The organism is Sulfurospirillum sp. 1612 (genome assembly GCF_036556685.1).
Lineage (GTDB): Bacteria > Campylobacterota > Campylobacteria > Campylobacterales > Sulfurospirillaceae > JAADIZ01.
Genome location: NZ_CP140614.1, coordinates 235,852 through 253,456, shown reverse-complemented (window position 1 = coordinate 253,456; position 17,605 = coordinate 235,852). Strand labels below are relative to the sequence as shown.

18 protein-coding genes are annotated in these 17,605 nt (G+C 38.1%); 5 read left to right on the top strand and 13 right to left on the bottom strand.

Annotated features, from left to right (window positions below):
* Positions 1 to 4: 4 nt before the first annotated feature.
* The 10 genes from nuoD to SFB89_RS01245 all read right to left on the bottom strand — a co-directional run bounded on the left by nuoD (position 5) and on the right by SFB89_RS01245 (position 9,815).
* The gene (gene nuoD, locus SFB89_RS01290; RefSeq protein ID WP_331775145.1) at positions 5 to 1,231 is read right to left on the bottom strand and encodes an NADH dehydrogenase (quinone) subunit D; all 1,227 of its coding nucleotides are present in this window, start codon (positions 1,229 to 1,231) and stop codon (positions 5 to 7) included.
* Positions 1,232 to 1,233: 2 nt separating this feature from the next.
* The gene (locus SFB89_RS01285) at positions 1,234 to 2,031 is read right to left on the bottom strand and encodes an NADH-quinone oxidoreductase subunit C (protein WP_331776032.1); all 798 of its coding nucleotides are present in this window, start codon (positions 2,029 to 2,031) and stop codon (positions 1,234 to 1,236) included.
* The gene (locus SFB89_RS01280; protein WP_331775144.1) at positions 2,031 to 2,540 is read right to left on the bottom strand and encodes a NuoB/complex I 20 kDa subunit family protein; all 510 of its coding nucleotides are present in this window, start codon (positions 2,538 to 2,540) and stop codon (positions 2,031 to 2,033) included. The genes SFB89_RS01285 and SFB89_RS01280 overlap by 1 nt, the downstream gene beginning before the upstream one ends.
* On the bottom strand, positions 2,522 to 2,911 hold the full coding sequence (locus tag SFB89_RS01275; protein ID WP_331776031.1) for an NAD(P)H-quinone oxidoreductase subunit 3: 390 nt from the start codon (positions 2,909 to 2,911) through the stop codon (positions 2,522 to 2,524). The genes SFB89_RS01280 and SFB89_RS01275 overlap by 19 nt, the downstream gene beginning before the upstream one ends.
* A gap of 105 nt (positions 2,912 to 3,016) precedes the next feature.
* On the bottom strand, positions 3,017 to 4,750 hold the full coding sequence (locus SFB89_RS01270) for an ATP-binding protein (protein WP_331775143.1): 1,734 nt from the start codon (positions 4,748 to 4,750) through the stop codon (positions 3,017 to 3,019).
* Positions 4,751 to 4,785: 35 nt separating this feature from the next.
* Complete coding sequence (locus tag SFB89_RS01265) at positions 4,786 to 6,363, bottom strand: long-chain-fatty-acid--CoA ligase (RefSeq protein ID WP_331775142.1); 1,578 nt, start codon at positions 6,361 to 6,363, stop codon at positions 4,786 to 4,788.
* A gap of 1 nt (position 6,364) precedes the next feature.
* Positions 6,365 to 7,588 (bottom strand): OmpP1/FadL family transporter, encoded by a 1,224-nt coding sequence (locus tag SFB89_RS01260; protein ID WP_331775141.1) that lies wholly within the window; start codon positions 7,586 to 7,588, stop codon positions 6,365 to 6,367.
* Positions 7,589 to 7,603: 15 nt separating this feature from the next.
* Positions 7,604 to 8,449, bottom strand: a complete 846-nt coding sequence (gene nfo, locus SFB89_RS01255) for a deoxyribonuclease IV (protein ID WP_331775140.1) — start codon at positions 8,447 to 8,449, stop codon at positions 7,604 to 7,606.
* On the bottom strand, positions 8,450 to 8,923 hold the full coding sequence (locus SFB89_RS01250; RefSeq protein WP_331775139.1) for a hypothetical protein: 474 nt from the start codon (positions 8,921 to 8,923) through the stop codon (positions 8,450 to 8,452).
* Positions 8,916 to 9,815 (bottom strand): DMT family transporter, encoded by a 900-nt coding sequence (locus SFB89_RS01245; RefSeq protein ID WP_331775138.1) that lies wholly within the window; start codon positions 9,813 to 9,815, stop codon positions 8,916 to 8,918. Before SFB89_RS01245 ends, SFB89_RS01250 begins: the two co-directional genes overlap by 8 nt.
* Before the next feature lie 189 nt (positions 9,816 to 10,004).
* Here SFB89_RS01245 and SFB89_RS01240 point away from each other — a divergent pair, with 189 nt between their 5' ends.
* From SFB89_RS01240 to SFB89_RS01230, 3 genes are read left to right on the top strand one after another with little or no spacing between them, the layout of a single operon-like run.
* Positions 10,005 to 10,742 carry an amino acid ABC transporter ATP-binding protein gene (locus tag SFB89_RS01240; RefSeq protein ID WP_331775137.1) on the top strand — a complete coding sequence of 246 codons (738 nt, stop codon included), beginning with the start codon at positions 10,005 to 10,007 and terminating at the stop codon, positions 10,740 to 10,742.
* A 26-nt stretch (positions 10,743 to 10,768) separates the two neighbouring features.
* A complete protein-coding gene (locus SFB89_RS01235; protein WP_331775136.1) occupies positions 10,769 to 11,569 on the top strand; it encodes a transporter substrate-binding domain-containing protein in 801 nt (266 codons plus the stop codon).
* 1 nt (position 11,570) lies between these two features.
* A complete protein-coding gene (locus SFB89_RS01230) occupies positions 11,571 to 12,536 on the top strand; it encodes an amino acid ABC transporter permease (protein WP_331775135.1) in 966 nt (321 codons plus the stop codon).
* Positions 12,537 to 12,558: 22 nt separating this feature from the next.
* Here SFB89_RS01230 and SFB89_RS01225 read toward each other — a convergent pair whose 3' ends face one another.
* Both SFB89_RS01225 and SFB89_RS01220 read right to left on the bottom strand, forming a co-directional pair.
* Positions 12,559 to 13,311 (bottom strand): patatin-like phospholipase family protein, encoded by a 753-nt coding sequence (locus SFB89_RS01225; RefSeq protein ID WP_331775134.1) that lies wholly within the window; start codon positions 13,309 to 13,311, stop codon positions 12,559 to 12,561.
* The gene (locus tag SFB89_RS01220; RefSeq protein WP_331775133.1) at positions 13,308 to 14,045 is read right to left on the bottom strand and encodes a UDP-2,3-diacylglucosamine diphosphatase; all 738 of its coding nucleotides are present in this window, start codon (positions 14,043 to 14,045) and stop codon (positions 13,308 to 13,310) included. Before SFB89_RS01220 ends, SFB89_RS01225 begins: the two co-directional genes overlap by 4 nt.
* Positions 14,046 to 14,151: 106 nt before the next feature.
* Between SFB89_RS01220 and SFB89_RS01215 the strand changes: the two genes are divergently transcribed.
* Together SFB89_RS01215 and SFB89_RS01210 are read left to right on the top strand one after the other, a co-directional pair.
* Complete coding sequence (locus SFB89_RS01215) at positions 14,152 to 14,952, top strand: transporter substrate-binding domain-containing protein (protein ID WP_331775132.1); 801 nt, start codon at positions 14,152 to 14,154, stop codon at positions 14,950 to 14,952.
* A gap of 158 nt (positions 14,953 to 15,110) precedes the next feature.
* Positions 15,111 to 16,490 (top strand): PhoH family protein, encoded by a 1,380-nt coding sequence (locus SFB89_RS01210; protein ID WP_331775131.1) that lies wholly within the window; start codon positions 15,111 to 15,113, stop codon positions 16,488 to 16,490.
* Here the strand turns inward: SFB89_RS01210 and SFB89_RS01205 are convergent.
* Complete coding sequence (locus SFB89_RS01205) at positions 16,487 to 17,602, bottom strand: PilZ domain-containing protein (protein ID WP_331775130.1); 1,116 nt, start codon at positions 17,600 to 17,602, stop codon at positions 16,487 to 16,489. The two genes, SFB89_RS01210 and SFB89_RS01205, sit on opposite strands and share 4 nt — an antisense overlap.
* Positions 17,603 to 17,605 lie beyond the last annotated feature (3 nt).

Genomic DNA, 17,605 nt, shown 5'->3' with positions numbered 1-17,605 from the left:
CTCCCTACCTGTCAATTTCGCCAAAAACGATATTTGAGTTACCGATGATCGTCACGACATCAGCCAAATAAAGTCCGGGAAGTAATTCTTGTAAAATACTCGTATGCCAGAAACTAGGAGCTCTTAGTTTCAATCTATAAGGATAGGCTCCTCCTTGGGAGTTGATATAAAAACCAAGCTCTCCTTTTGGAGATTCTGTTGCAACATACACTTCACCCACGGGCGGTCTCATCCCTTGTGTCACCAAAACAAAGTGTTGCATCAATGAATAATTTTGTGTCATGATCTGCTCTTTTGGAGCGGAGATATATTGTGGCGCATGCGCCATAATCTCAGGTTCACTTTTATAATACATCGGTATTAATTGTCGGATAATGCGCGCACTTTGACGCATCTCTTCCATATAGAGTTTGTACCTTCCATAACTATCAAAAGTCGTACTCACCGGCACATCAAACTCTACTTCGTCATAAAGTTCATAAGGTTCTTCTTTTCTAATATCCCAAGCAATCCCACTTCCTCGTAGCATCGGTCCACTACATGCCCAAGTTTGTGCCATCTCTGGTGGGATAATACCGACATCTTCGAGTCGCATTTTCCAAATACGGTTTTGATCTAACAATCCCTCATAATCGGCCAAATTCGCTGGTAATTTATCCAAGAATTTACTCAAACCCGTAATCCAATCTTCAGGCAAATCAAGTGGTACCCCACCAATCCTGACAGAAGAGTGTGTGAGTCTAGCACCACAATAAGCCTCTATCAAATCCATCGCATATTCGCGTTCACGGAATGCATACAAGAAAATCGTCATCGCCCCCACATCAAGCGCGTGCGTTGCAAGCCAAAAGAGGTGAGAAGTAATACGACTCAATTCTAGTAGCATCGTCCGAATGACTTTAGCACGTCTTGGGACTTCTAGACCGATGAGTGTCTCAACAGCCAATGCAAACCCATAGTTATTTGAAGTAGCGGAGATATAATCCATCCGATCGGTCGTCGGCAAAAATTCATTGTAGATCATGTTTTCAGCCATCTTTTCCATACCCCGGTGTAAGTATCCGACATCCGGTATGGCTTTGGTAACTTTTTCACCATCGAGTTCCAAAATCAATCGTAACTGACCGTGCGAACTTGGGTGTTGTGGCCCAAAGTTGACAATCATCGTATTGTCATCACGCTCGAAAACAAGATTTTCAAAAAACGGTTGAAGTTTATTTACCTTTTGCATCGCTATGGTCTCTCTTTCAAGGTTTTACTGGTCGCTTTGCTCATCTTTTTGATTAAGAATACGCCATCTTTTTCTTGATAATCTGTTTCTACAATCTCTTTAGAAGGAGCTTGTCCAAATTCAACCTCATGATGAATTCTAGAGTACTGATACGTATCGTCTTCATCAATTCGAGCACTGTCTCTATTTTCTGGTCCGATAATATCGCGATATTCCTTGCCGAAAATTTTGTCAATTTCATACCAGCTAGCTTCTTCATCACCATGTAATGGATAGGTTTTTCGCAATGGATGCCCATACCAATCTTCTGGCATCAAAATACGCTTCATGTAGGGATGACCCGTGATAATGACACCAAACATATCATACATCTCACGTTCAGCCCAATCGGCACTTTTATAGAGTTTGATGACCGATTTAATTGGTTCTTTTTCTTTAATATAAAATTTTACACGCATTCGTTTACGTTTTGAAGTCGATAGTAGTTGATAGAAGATTTCAAATTCTCCTCGTTTAGCCAACCAATCAATGGCGCTGAGTTCACTCAAAAAATTATAGGCAAGTGTCTCTTTTAGAAAACTTAGTACCGCAACATTATCTTCAGGAGCAATATAGATGACAAGTTGTCCTCTTTGGATGTATGCCTCTTTAATATCAAAAGATTTTTTAAGCTCAGCCACATCATTTTCAAAGACGGCATCACTTGAAATATCTAGTTTTGGAATTTGAGGAGCGACCCAAAAACGGTCCGTGTAGTAAGGTTTTGGCTGTGCATCTTTTTTATCTTGATATTGTCTCATCATACCAACCTCTTCGGTTTTAATTTTCTTGACGCTTTTTCTTTACGAATTTTCTTTTGTAAAATCATCAAAGCGTATTGCAATGTCTCAGGGCGAGGGGCACATCCTGGGAGGTAGACATCCACAGGGATAATACGATCTGCGCCTTGGACTGTGGCATAAGTATTAAACATTCCACCGGTATTAGCACAGCTTCCCATACTAATGACCCATTTAGGTTCGGTCATCTGATCATAAAGTCGTCTCATAAAAGGGGCATGTTTTTTGGTGAGTGTGCCTGCTATTATCAAGACATCTGATTGTCTTGGGCTGGCTCTAAAAATCGTTCCAAATCGGTCAAAGTCATAACGACTCGCACCCGTGGCCATCATCTCAATCGCGCAACAAGCCAAACCGTATGTCATCGGCCATAGTGAGTTACTTCGTCCCCATTGAACCAATTTATCAACGGAAGTCAGGGCGATAGGAAGTCCTGCTTCTTGTAAATAATTTATTTTATGCTGTGCCATTCAAGCGCTCCTTTTTTCCAAGCATAGATAAAGCCGATTGTCAGTAGAAGAATAAACATAACCATTTCTACGAATCCAAACCAACCGAGTATTTTAAAATCGATAGCCCATGGAAACATAAAAATAATCTCTACATCAAAAAGAATAAATAAAATAGCAAAGAGGTAAAATTGTGCTGAAATCTTATTCGGCTGCTTTGTCACTTCTGGCCCACATTCGTAAAGCGTCAATTTCAACTTTTCAGTATCTAATCTTGCCATTTTCCTACTGACTGTCCGTGCAAGTACCGTAATGCCATAAAATACAACAGTTGCAAAGACTAGTAGAAAAAAAGCACCAAAATAGGGATGAGTGAAATCCATATGCGACATTGGTGTCATGGAAAGTCCTTCTTTCTATAAAATTTTAATTTACGTTTAGTCAATGATATAAAAAACTTCTTTTAAACTTCCTTAGATTAGAGTTTCACGACTTTATTATTTCATAAAGCCCATGGTTTTGGACTCATCAAACGCCCCTTTTGTTTCACGTTCGATACTATTGACAAAATCTTCTAAACAGAATATTGGCTCTTCTTTAATCGCCACTCTCAAAGCGGTATTCTTGAGTACGACCTTAATTTGACCCCCTGTCAATGGATAGGATGCCAGAGCATCAATACTGAAATCTTCACTATAAAGCGCATTTTCAGGGAGCATTTTTTGCCACAATTCTAATCGTTGTTTGGCATTGGGTTTGGCAAATTCGATTTTGTAATCAAATCGTCGGGAAAAGGCGGGGTCAATGGTCTCTAAAAGATTCGTCGTGGCGATTAAGATTCCATTGAATTTTTCTATTTGTTCTAAAAATATATTTTGCATTTGATTGTGCATTTTATCAGCACTTGAGTTTGAACCGACACCACGAGAACTCAAAAATTGATCGGCTTCATTGAGCAATAGCAAAGGCTCACTTTTCGTACGCTGACACAAATCTTTGTACGTATCAAAGATATTTCTGACGTTTTTTTCGCTCTCTCCGATGTATTTGGAGAGAATTTTAGAACAATCAAAACTAAGCACTCTTTTTTTCATCGTTTTGGCTAAAGAAAGGGCTGTCATCGTTTTACCCGTCCCCGGAGGTCCATAAAAAATAACCCTCGCATCAATGCCGCTACGGCGCTCTTTGATACCCCATTCACGGAGTAATTTAAGCACTTTGGTATCGATTTGTTTCAGCAGGTATTCCAAGACCTCTCGCGTCTTTGGATGCAATACAACATCATCCATATTGGTACGCGGATCAATCAATTCAAACAACTCTTGCTCACCGATGAGCATATCGAGTTTGATTTTTTTACTTTTTTTCTCTTTATTGGGATGCATAATCTTTTGGAGAATTTCCTCACTGATAAAAAAGCTCCGCGACACCCCACCAAAACCATTGAGCATCTCATCATAATCAATCAATAATGATTCAATCAGTTTGGAACCATCTTCGAGTAAGGAGCGGTTTTTTATCTTCTCATAATCATCAAAACTAATCAAATTAATCAGCGTATTCATATCACGTAAACTTTCAAATTCCGCAGAATATTCCTCTTTTAAAAGTGCTAAAAAAATCAACTGTTCTTTTGGATTGAGACCATGCTCTTTGAAAATGGCATCCACGACCATATTATCTTCAGTGGCTTTCACTCGCTCTTCAATGCGTTCTTCTAGCTCTTGCAATCTATTTTTAACCCGACTAATACTCGGAGAATGCCCGGCAACACTTTGTTTCAAATGTGCGAGTTTTTGGTACAAATCAATACGTGAAAATTGGTCTTTTAAATATTCTAAATGATCCACATAAGGGGTAATTTCTGGTAATGCAAGTTCTAAAGAGCCCTCTTCTAAGATTTTCAAAAAGGAAGAACTCAGCGAAATAGAGCTGTTAAGGAGTTCCAAATTAGTAATCTCCGAGGCATTAACATGCAAGAAATTTTCCTGGATAATCCAACCTTGCTCCATCAAGCTTTTGACTAAGGGTAGGTAATCTAAGTACTTTTCATAGTCACTTGAAAAGACATCTTTTAAGATATCAAGCACAACGACTTCAGGAGAGCCGTTGATATAGTTTTTCGCCAAATATTTGAGTATCAGCGCCTCTTCAAGAGAACATTTTAGATACTCAAATATTTTGCTCTGTTGTATGTTTTTATTTTCTAAAAAATCAATTAAATATTGCAAAATCACCTCTATTTTTATCAGTGGCGTCTTGAGTTTTAGTGGCGCCCCTTTTTATCTCTTGCAAAATCGCCCTTTGCAATCTGCTCTTTCAAAACCCTCTTGAGGACTTTTCCTGTTGCATTTTTAGGCAATTCTTCAACCATATAAATCATCTTTGGCACTTTGAAGTTTGCCAAATGCATTTTTAGATATTTTTTGATATCCATTTCGGCTAGAATTGTATCCTCTTTTGGTTGAATAAAAGCTATAACTTCTTCATCACCGTCTTTGCTTTTTAAACCAACCACAGCGGTGGAGTCCACACCATCGTATTTTAAAATCAACTCTTCGATTTCGCGAGGGTAAATATTGATACCTTTGGCGATAATCAAATCTTTTTTTCGATCTACAATAAAGATATAGCCATCCTCATCAACTTTCCCTAAATCTCCCGTTCTAAGCCATCCGTTGATAATCGTCTCATCTGTGGCATCGGGTCGATTAAGGTAGCCTTGCATCACATTATCACCCTTGACGATAATCTCACCAATATCTCCTATTGGAAGTTCGACCATTTCATCATTGACAATTTTCACGCTGTATCCAGGAATTGGGGCTCCCACAGAGAGTGGTTTTTGCAACTCTAGGGTATTTGCAGCAACTACGGGAGAGCATTCACTAAGGCCATATCCTTCAATCAAGGTTGATTTTTTGAATTTTTTTCCAAAAGCATTCAATGCTGCCTCGCTTAAAGGGGCACCACCGGATATAAATAATCGTACTTTGTGAAAGTACATAAAATACCACGGAATCTTCGCTTTAAGCAGTGAAGTATAAAGTGTTGGTACTCCTAAAAATACTGTAACCCGTCGCAACAACACTTGTTTAAGCACATGGGCAAATGGGAAGATTGATTTCACCACAACAATCGAAGCTCCGGCAAAGAGGGGCAAGAGTACCGAAGTGGAAAGGGTAAAGGAGTGAAACATCGGTAAAAATACGATAAATCTGTCGTTGGTGCGCACACTGAAGACTTCATTGGCACCTACAGAATTTGAGAGAATGTTTCTGAAACTCAACATGGCACCTTTGGGCTTACCGGTAGTACCTGAAGTATAGACAATACAGGCTAAATCATTGAGTGTCGGGAGTTCTTTTGTCTCATCTTCCTCTCCCATGCTTGCTTCCATCTCTGCAAAACTATAGTTTCTATCATCAAGGGCATCATACTTTTCAGTCCAGACAATTTTCTCAACCTGAGTAGAATTAATAATATTTTTTGTCTCTTTTGCATACGCAGGGCTACTAATGAGCAGTCTTGCTTCACAATCGTTGATGATGTATTCTAACTCTTCTCTTTTTAAAAAAGTATTGATTGGCACAGCAATAGCACCAATCTTTGTAATCGCAAATAGAGATACGATAAACTCAATCGAGTTGCCAACGACCATGGCAACGCGATCCTCTTTTTTGATACCGCTAAATTCTAAAAACCTCGCAAAGGTATCGATATCTTGTTTTAATGCTAAGTTTGATACCTTTTTATCATCTAAAAATATCGCCGTTTTCTTCGGCGCGACTTTGGCGTTATTTTGGATAATATCATAAAAATTCTGATACTTATATTCAAGCATTTTAGAACCTATATTTGATAGAAGCCGTTACAAGATGTGCCGAAGCATCTTTAAATGTTCCATTGACATGCCCAGAATTTGTCGGAGTGATGGTTCGGGTCTTTTTTTGGTCATACAAATAGGCCAAACCAAAACTTGTGGCTTTATTGACTTGATATTCAAATCCCACAGAGTAGAGTTTTGCATCAGAATCTGGCAATTCAAATCCTAAAGTATCGCTTGGTACTGGGCTTTCATCAATCGCAAATCCCAGCATTAGTTTTAATTTATCGCTATACTGATGTGTAATACCAATTCGGTAAGTATTAGTATCTTTCCAATTTTTAGGAATTGAAGCGTCAAATTTTGCCAATAAATATGGGTCGGTAATGGTTCCATTATAATTAAAATCTAAGTTTTTATAACTAGACCAATAAACGCGTTCATACACCAATTCTACGGTTGTTTTATCAAAGGTATACGCTGCGGCTAAATCCAAAGTTGCAGGCAGTGGAATTGTCACACTGGCACCCCCATCATAATGTCCGCCAATTGGGCTCGTCAATTTTGCATTTCCTTCAACAGTTAAATCAACTTTAGAGCGATATGTTGCTGAGAGCGTCATCTCTTTGATAGGTTTATAACTTAAAGCTAAGTTATATCCAAAATCTATCGAATCACCATTTAAATCTCGAACTAAATTAACTCCAACACCATTTGCATCACTTTTTACAATACCATCAGTGTAAACCCCACGAACACCAAAACCAATGGCAAATTTGTCATTGACTTTATAACTGGCTGTTGGATTGAGCTCCATTATTTTAAGCGTAAATTCTTGTGCTGTCGCTTTTGAATATCCATTGTCCCATCGTTTAGAGAGCCCTCCAGGAGCTGTAAAAGAGAGACCAAATCTCCACTTATTGACTTCAGGTGAGATATAGTGAAATGTTGGGACAAGAAAGTTTTCCACTTTTGAATCACCACTATAAGCAGGAGTGACATCTTCATATTTAATGCTAGGCAAGTTAATATAAGTCATGCCCATTTCTAAGGCTGCTCCTGCTGGACTAAATGCCATGTTTGCAGGGTTATAATAACTCGCATCAGCACCTTTTGCATTGGCCACATAAGCAGCACTCAAAGCAACCCCGTTTAAAGATTGCTCGGGTATTTTGTATCCTGCACCAAAGAGTGTTGCCGCACTTAGGCCTAGCATTGATGCCATTGCTACATATTTTTTCATTCGTATCCTTTTATATTATTTTTCGATTAAACTGTATAAGAGTTCAATCTCTTCACTCCACAGACTCTCATCTATGGTCTCAAGTATCATCGGAATATCATCGATTCTTTTATCATTCATGATCAGACTAAAAGCCTCAAGACCGATTTTGCCCTTACCTAAAGAATCATGACGATCCACCCGAGTTCCCAAATCAGGTTTTGAATCATTGAGGTGCATTCCTTGAAGATACCTAAATCCGACAATTGTATCAAATTTTTTCATAGTTTGCTCATAGGCTTCCTTGGTTCTAATATCATATCCGGCTGTAAAAATGTGACACGTATCGATGCAAACACCGACACGCTCTTTATCGATACAGTTATCAACCAAATATCCCAAGTGTTCCAATTTGTAACCTAAATTGCTCCCTTGTCCGGCAGTATTTTCGATGACAAGTTTCACATTTTTGGTTCTCTTAATCGCTTCATTCATCGATTGACTGATCAGTTCCAAGCACGCATCTTCACTAATAAGCTTAAGATGACTCCCCGGATGAAAGTTTAGCCGATCCAATCCCAACTGCTCGCAGCGCTCCAATTCATCGATAAACGCCGCTAGTGATTTGGCTCTTTTTTCAGCATCGGGATGTCCGAGGTTGATGAGATAACTATCATGAGGCAAGACATGCTTTGGTAAAATTTCAGCACGCTCAAGTGCCTCTTTAAACTGTGATATCGTCTCTTCATCCAAAGGTTTTGCGATCCATTGTCTCTGATTTTTTGTAAAGAGGGCAAAAGCTTTGGCCCCAATTTTTTGAGCATTAATAGGTGCATTAAAAACACCACCACTAGCACTGACATGGGCTCCTACGTATTTCATCTAAATCCTTTGTAATTTTATTAACACATGATTGAGGGTATCTTTAAAATAGACATTTCTCCCCTCTACTCGATAAAAAATATTATAATATTTTGATTGGATTTGCTGTTTGAATCCACCGTCTATTTTTACCAGATTTTTCCTATTATATAAGGGACGTTGGCTCAAAATATCATCCATCATATTTTTATAATAGGCATATCCAAACAAACGCGTATTAAAATCTTCACGTGTCGTACACCGGCCATTGAGGCACGCGCGATCTGCTAATTCTACCCGCAATACCGCCGTGCCGGCAGTAAAAATCTGTAGACTCTGATATCCTTGTGATTCTTTTAAAAACCCCGCATCTGCAATTCGAATGGTTTTTGTTTTCACGACAATCTTATACGGATAGGTGCGAATACTCTCCTGTTTGAGGCCACACCCACCAAAGAGCAATATTATAAAAACCAAGAGCAGTTGTTTAAGCATGTGCATCTCGTCTTTTATTTCTAAAATAGGTTCCAAGTTCCGCCAAAAGCATGCCAAAGAGAATCATAAAAGCACCTGAGAGTTGTGTAAAAGAGAAGACTTCATCAGCAAAATAATACCCAAAAGCTCCCGCACTCACCGGTTCTAGTGTGAAAATAATCGCCGTTTTTGCGGGTGTCGTATAGCGTTGCATTGCGGTTTGAACACCAAAAGCAAAAACTGTAGCAAATAAAACCGTCACAATCAAAGCGTCTAAAAAGACACCATCAAAGGCTTGTGGCATGATTTTGTGGTCAAAAATCCCTGCGGCTACAAAAGAGAGTAGTGCGACGGTGAGTAATTGTATCATGACCAACAATAACACATTGTATTTTTTAGAAAATCGATCCGTAAAGACAATATGTGCGGCAAACATAAAAGCACAAACTAGAGCATAAAGTTCCCCTTTTCCAAATCCAATCGAGCTTTTTAAGGTCAAAAAGTACAATCCCAATGCGGCACAAAAAGCTCCAAAAATTGAGTAAATTGAGGCTTTATTTTTAAAGATAATAAAAAGCAAAAAAGGGACAATGATGACATTGAGTCCGGTAATAAATGCAACGGTGGAAGAGTATGTTAACGAAAGCCCAAAAGTTTGAAACGCAAAGCCTAAAAACATAAAAAGCCCCAAAACGCCCCCTGCTATGAGAGTATCTTTGTCAATGGCACCAAGATGCTTGTACGAAATCACTCCCATCAAAATGCCTGCAAATAAAAACCTCCAAAACAGAAAGATATATACCGGAGTGTCACGGATTGCATCTTGAACAATAAAAAAAGTACTGCCCCAAGCCAATGCCACCAAAAGCAGCAAAAAATCTGCTCCATATTCACGAATTCTCGCCATTATCATCATTTAACCTTTTCTAAAAGTGTAATAATATCAAAAATTACTCAAATTTATTTACTAAAAATCAAAAGATTAATAATTAAGCACGATATTATTTCTATTTATCTTATTTTTAGATATTATTGCTAGAATAACTTTTTACAAAGTGACCCTAATAAACTTTATAAAAAGTTCTACAGCAGAAAGGCTTGAATGGATACTATAGTCAGTATGAAAAATATCGAAAAATATTTTGGAGATTTTCATGCACTAAAAAATATAAATTTTGAAGTAAAGCAAGGCGAAATCGTCGTCATTTGTGGCCCAAGTGGAAGTGGCAAATCAACATTGATTCGATGTATCAACCGACTTGAAGATATCGATAGCGGTGAGTTAATCGTGGATGGCATAGATGCCTATCACAAAAAGACTAAGCTCAATGAGTTGCGAGCAGAAACCGGTATGGTTTTTCAGCATTTTAATCTTTTTCCCCATTTAACCATCTTAGAAAACATTACCATTGCACAAGAGAAAGTGAAAAAAATTTCAAAACATGATGCCAAAGAAGAAGCATTGCTTCTTTTAGAAAAAGTGGGGCTTGTTCAAAAAGCAGAGGGCTATCCTAATGAACTCAGCGGGGGACAAAAACAACGTGTCGCCATCGCTAGAACGTTAGCGATGAAACCCAAAGTATTGTTATTTGATGAGCCAACGAGTGCCCTAGACCCCGAGATGATTGGTGGGGTTCTTGATGTTATGAGACAACTTGCTCTTGAGAACTTTACGATTGTTTGTGTGACTCATGAGATGGGTTTTGCTAAAGAAGTTAGCAATCGCGTTGTTTTTATGGACGAAGGTGAAATCTTAGAAGAGGGCTCGCCCGAAGAGTTTTTCTCTCATCCAAAAACTGAACGAGCGAAAAAGTTTTTACAAGAGATATTGACACATTAAATTCTAAAAAATCTTAAGGAGAAAAAATGAAAAAAGTTTTGGTAGCACTATTACTGATGTTAGGTATTCATGCAATGGCTGATGATATCAGCTTATGGCAAAAATCGACCCTGAATTCCATCGTACAAAAAGGTGAACTTCGTGTCGGCTTGGAACCGGGCTATATGCCTTTTGAAATGAAAGACAAAAAAGGTCACATTATAGGATTTGATGTTGATATGGCGCGCGCCATGGCAAAAGCTATGGGTGTCAAATTGGTCTTAGTTCCAACAGCTTGGGATGGAATTATTGCCGGTTTATTGGCGGGAAAATATGACATCATTATGTCCGGTATGACCATCACACAAGAGCGAAATCTTAAAGTCAATTTTGCAAAACCTTATATTAGTGTCGGTCAAACAATCCTTGCTAATTTGAAATTCAAAGGTAAAACATGGCAAGACCTTGACAAACCTGAGTATACTATCGTCACAAAACTCGGTGTTACTGGTGAAATTGCTACAAGAAAAATGTTTAAACATGCTAAAATCAGAACCTTTGAAACTGAAGCTGATGCCGCTCAAGAAGTCCTAAACGGACGTGCTGATGCCTTTGTTTATGACAAACCTTTTAATGCTATCTTTTATGCAGCCAAAGGAAAAGGTAAATTGGCTTATTTAGATAAAGATTTGACTTATGAACCACTGGGATGGGCTATCAAAAAAGGTGATCCTGATTTCCTAAACTGGTTGGATAACTTCTTAAATCAAGTAAAAAACGACGGCCTTTACAAAAAAATCTATGACAAGTGGTTTAATAGTACCGCATGGCAAAAAAAGGTAATGTAATTTGTCTAAAAAACATAAACCTTTGTTAGAAAATAAAGTATTTGGTCACTTTGTGGCCATTGCTTTTTACGTATTACTTGGCTACTCACTCTTTATTGCCGCATCCAATATGAATTACATATGGAAATGGACGAGTGTTCCGAAATACTTTGCCTATGAAAAAACTGTAGCCATTGAGGCTCCATTTGATGGTACTATCAAAGTGGACAACAGAAAAATTGTGATTCGAGGAGAAGACGGTCCTAAAACCCTGGACATTCCAGAAAAATACAAAATTATTGTCGATTCTGGAGATGAAGTCTATCAAAATGATAATTTAGCAACATATCAAACGTGGACAAAAGGTCCTTTGATAGATGGCTTGTTAGTCACCTTGAAGATCTCTGGCATGGCGGTTGTCATTGCTTTTATTCTGGCTTCTATATTAGCCTTTATGCGGATATCGAGTTTTCAGTTTTTAAAAGATATCGCGACCTTGTATATTGCAGTCATCAGAGGGACACCCCTTTTGGTGCAAATCTTCATCTTTTATTTTATAATCGCCACCATATTCAATCTCGAAAGGTTTATGGCAGGAGCCATATCTTTAGGACTTTTTTATGCCGCATATATTGCTGAAGTGCTAAGAGGAGCAATCCAATCTATCGATAAAGGTCAATATGAGGCGGCTAAATCTTTGGGCATGAACTATATTCAAACCATGTCAAGCATCATCATGCCGCAAGCTTTTAAACGCGCATTGCCAACCTTAGTAGGAGAAATCATTGCGCTCGTCAAAGATTCATCATTGGTATCAGTCATCTCCATCACCGATCTCACAAAAGTCGGTAGGGAAATTGTTGCCAATACCTTTTCACCGTTTGAGACATGGCTCATCGTCGCAGCGATGTATTTTACGGTCACCTTTGCACTCTCAGTATTGGGAAGAAAATTAGAAAATCGTATGAAAACACAAGGCGGAATGTAACACTCGTTACATCCGTCTCATTTTATTCTACAATAGTATCCAACACTTTTTCAGCCTCATGATACCCCATGGTAAAAAGCTCATCAAAATGCTTAAAAGAAAAAAGGCTGTATTTGGCTAACTCATCAGAACTGATATAAAAATCACATATATTTTTTGCCTCAACACTATGCCCGTAAATCGATAAAAATAGCGCTCTTTTGGCCGTACTCCACAATGTTTGTTTTCCATCGTTGGGCAACAGAGGATGCAAATTGACACCCACAATGGGATAATAATATTGTTTCAGTGGTTGCATTGGCATGTGATCTTTCACCCCGCCATCAACCAAACGATACTCCTGATACGAAACCGGAGGGAAAAATGGAATCAAGGCAGAAGAGGCCATGCAGAGTGTTTTAATGTCACCATGGTCAAAATAGAGATTTTTACCACTATAAAGATCCACCGCTGTCAGATATAAAGGTTTGTTCAAATCTTCCAGATTTTTGGTAGGGATCCATCGTGTTAAGAGTTCATGATTACCTTCTATTTGGAAGAGTGAGCCTTTGAAATAATGAAAAGAAAATATCTCACGAAATGCCTTGGATTTGATAATCTCAAGCTGTTCTTTCGGTGTGACACCACTGAAGTAACTCGCAGCAATAATAGCACCAATCGAAGTCCCACAGATGGCCTCAACACAAATATCATGATGATCGATGTATTCTAAAACACCCAAGTGATACGCCCCTCTTGCTGCACCTCCTGAGAGTGCTAGGGTGATGGATGTCATCGATGCAACCAATCAACAATCTCAAAAGTCCCATCAAAATGTTCTACCAAAGCGGTGCAAGATTCAACCCAATCCCCACAATTGAGATACTCAATATCATCTATCATACGAGATTCAGCCTTGTGAATATGTCCGCATATCACGCCATCATACGCTTGTCTTTTTGCATGCATCGATAACACCTCCTCAAAGTTGGTAATAAAGCTAATGGAGCTTTTGACGTTATCCTTCACGTATTTGGAAAGCGACCATTGTCTTTGTATGTGAAGTCTATTTCTTAGTATATTAAGCACATGATTAATATACAAAACAAAATCATACCCAATATCGCCCAATATTGCTAGCCATCTTTTAGTCATAGTAATACTATCGAAAAAATCTCCATGCGTGATGAGATAGCGCTTGCCATTGAGGGCATAAAAATCCATCTCATTTTTGATTTCCAAATTATTCCCCATACGAAGGGGCACAAAGGGGCGCAAAAATTCATCATGATTGCCGGTGATATAGTGGACTTTGGTTCCTTTTCTCGCCTTTCTGATGACTTTTTGTATGACATCAGAATGAGATTGTGCCCATTTGAATTTTCTCTTAATCGCCCAGCCATCGATAATATCTCCTACAAAAATCAAGGTATCAGACTCATTTTCTCTCAAAAAATCTAAAAAAAGTTCTGCCCTTGCAAACCGTGTACCAAGATGCATATCAGATATAAATATCGTTTTGTATTTCATATGTGACACTTTACACTGTTTTGATTACAAAACAGCAACAAATCACTTACTTTCTCCATAGAGTTATTGTATAATTGATTCTACATAAAATAGATAAGGAGAAAAAATGAGAAAAGTTTTGGTTGCATTATTATTGATGTTGGGCATTCATGCGATGGCTGATGATATCAATTTGTGGCAAAAATCTACTTTGAACGCTATCGTACAAAGAGGGGAACTTCGTGTTGGATTGGATCCGGGCTACATGCCATTTGAGATGAAAGACAAAAAAGGCAAACTGATTGGCTTTGATATCGATATCGCACGCGCCATGGCCAAAGGCATGGGAGTGAAACTTGTCATCGTTCCAACAGCATGGGATGGAATTATTGCAGGGTTATTAGCAGGAAAATACGATATTATTATTGCCGGGATGACCATTACCCAAAAACGAAATCTTCAAGTCAGTTTTGCAACCCCTTATATTAGCGTCGGACAAACACTCTTAGCACAGAAAAAATTTGCAAACAAAACATGGAGAGATCTTGACAAACCACAATACACCATCGTCACAAAAATTGGTACAACCGGTGAAATCGTCGCCAAAAAAATGTTCAAACATGCAAAAGTCAGAACATTTGACTCGCAATCAGATGCGGCACAAGAAGTCATCAATGGCAAAGCCGATGCTTTTATCTATGATAAACCTGCTAATGCTATCTTCTATGCCACAAAAGGTAAAGGTAAAATCGTTCACTTAGACCATGATTTAACCTATGAGCCTTTAGGCTTTGCAATCAAACAAGGAGATCCAGATTTTATCAACTGGTTGGATAATTTCTTAAATCAAATCAAAAATGATGGCCTCTATCAAAAGATGTATAACAAATGGTTTAATGATTCCGCATGGCAAAAAAGAGTGTTATAATTTTGCCCTAAAAACTCAAACAAAGTGACGATCCTCTTTGGTCGTCACTTTATCCCCACCCTCTTCTTCACTCTGGTTTTTACACATTTTACCCATCTATCATAAAAAAGCAACACTATCATGATAGTTTCTGAGCGGAGTTATTGTATAATCTTATCATGAATAAAAAAATATTTATCGTTGATACCAACATTATTTTACAAGGTCTTTACAATATCACCAACCTCTCGCAAGAGGGCACCAATATCATCGTCATCGCAGAGACGGTTCTCATCGAAGTGGAAAATAAGAAAAAGCTCCTTGATGATGTGGGATATAATGCCCGAGAATTTGCTAGATTTTTAGCCAATGCCGCAGTGTTAAAGATAGAACAAAATGATGGATTTAAAGTCGTGCGCATGTCCAATCAAACCATCATTATTGACATCATCTCAAAAGATCGTTACGACACCCCGCTGACAGATAACAATATCGCAGAGAGCAATGACAAACGTATTATCGAAGTAGCCGAACTCGCAAAAAAGTATTATAAAAACTATCCCGTTACCTTTTTGTCCATTGATGTCTATGCGAGGATTTTCGCATTGCTTAAAGAAGTCGAAACCGAGACGCTTCGTGATGACCGTGCTGAAGTACCAAAAATCGAACTCTTCAAGAAACTTGAAGTAGACTTAGAGACATTAGAAACGCTCAATGAGCATGCTATTGATACCCTTGATCCAGAATATCGCCATTGCAATAAAAGTTATGAATTTTGGACGCAAGAGGGCAAAAAAGAGTATGGTATCATCCATAATAAAAAGATTTTATTACACACCAAAAATGATTTTACAGGATATAAAATCAAACCGGTCAATATCAATCAAAAACTCCTCATGAAAGCAATCTCTAGTAATCTTTATGATCTCATCGTCGTCGATGCCAAAGCAGGAAGTGGCAAGACACTCCTCTCCCTTTATGGTGCGATGCGATTAATATCTCAGGGGGCATACGATAAAATCGTCTATACTAGAAATTCAATCGAAAGCCTCGATAAAGGGGCAGATATTGGATACCTCTCTGGTAATGAAGAGAAATTTCGTGTTTATAATATGGCCCTTTATGATACTTTAGAATTTATCGCAAAATTTATGCTCAAAAAACAAGAAACCACAGAAAATGTAGATATTATCAAAACCAAAGTAGAGGAGTTGATGGTTAAGTACCGTATCGAAAAATTATGGCCAGGAGAGGCACGAGGACGGACACTTAGCAATGCGATTGTGATTTTGGATGAGTGGCAAAACAGCTCCCAAAGCACCACGCAGCTCATCCTCTCAAGACTTGACAACAGTTGTATGGCCATCGTCATCGGCTCCAATCGACAAATCGACAATCTCTATCTCAATAAATATAACAATGGCCTAACCAGCCTCATCAAAGAGACACAAAATCCGACTCAAGAGTTAAATATTTTTGCGATAGATTTACAAACAGCCGTCAGAGGTAAATTTGCAGAATTTAGCGAACGTATTTATGAAAATAAGTCCAAAAATTAAAATTGATATTCTTTTAATTCCGTGCGCAATGTTTCGATAATATCTTTTTTTCTTTGCGCAATATATGCCATGATATCTACCAAATGCTCTTCGTTTGGAAAAATTTTAAGACAATATCGGTAGGCATTTTCATAATCTAAAATATTCACGATTTCACCACTGGTGCGTATTTCGTGTTCTGAACTTCCATAGGTCAATGAAAACGATACAATCACCTTAGCCCCGATATAAAATCCAGGATTATAACTACTAATCAGTCCCATGCCATTTTGAGATAAGTCATATAAATTACCATTTATCTGTTCGCTCTCATGCCCTATCAAGGTCACGTTCACAAAGAAATCAGGATAAATACGCACAAACTCTCTTTTGATAGCGGGCATATTAAGAAGATAGACAAAATTACTCAAGGTCACGGTATGGTCATAAAAATTGCTGTAAACGACATCGGCTTTCACATGTCTGAGAAGGTATTCGTTTTGGATAAAGTGCGCTTTACCTTTGAGTTTCATCGCGATTTCTTGAAGCTCATTTGAGACTTCAAATACAACCGTATCATCACCAATATCCAAAATCTTTCCTTCATAACTGATGGGAATACCTTGATACAGGTTCATAAAGGTGACGGGTTTTTTGTCTTGTTTCATTTGTTCAAAAATTTCTATAATATTATTTTTGATTGCGATTTCATTATTGGTGGAGAAGTTAACAGCGGCAATTTTCAACTCCTCTTTTTCACGTGTTTTTTGCTCAAAAAGGTAGGAAAATCTGCTAAAATAGTGCAAACATGCCCCAATATGTTCAAAGTTGTGATCAGGATGTTGTTTCAAAAAAAGTGTATAATTTTCGAGAATATACAATAGGCTTTTACTGAGAAGAAATCCTGACATCGAATGATGCCCGGTGATATTGATAAAAAGCTCAATACTGTCATCGGTAATATCAATATCTTTTTTTGCGATATTATTGAGTATATCTTGAGCCAAAATTGTGCAATTATCATGAGGCATGGTATAACCGTATAAATCACACTGCAATCTTAGAAAACTCTCAAATTCACCTCTAAAACCATCGACAAAGGTATCAAAACTCTTTATAAAAGCACTATCCATTTC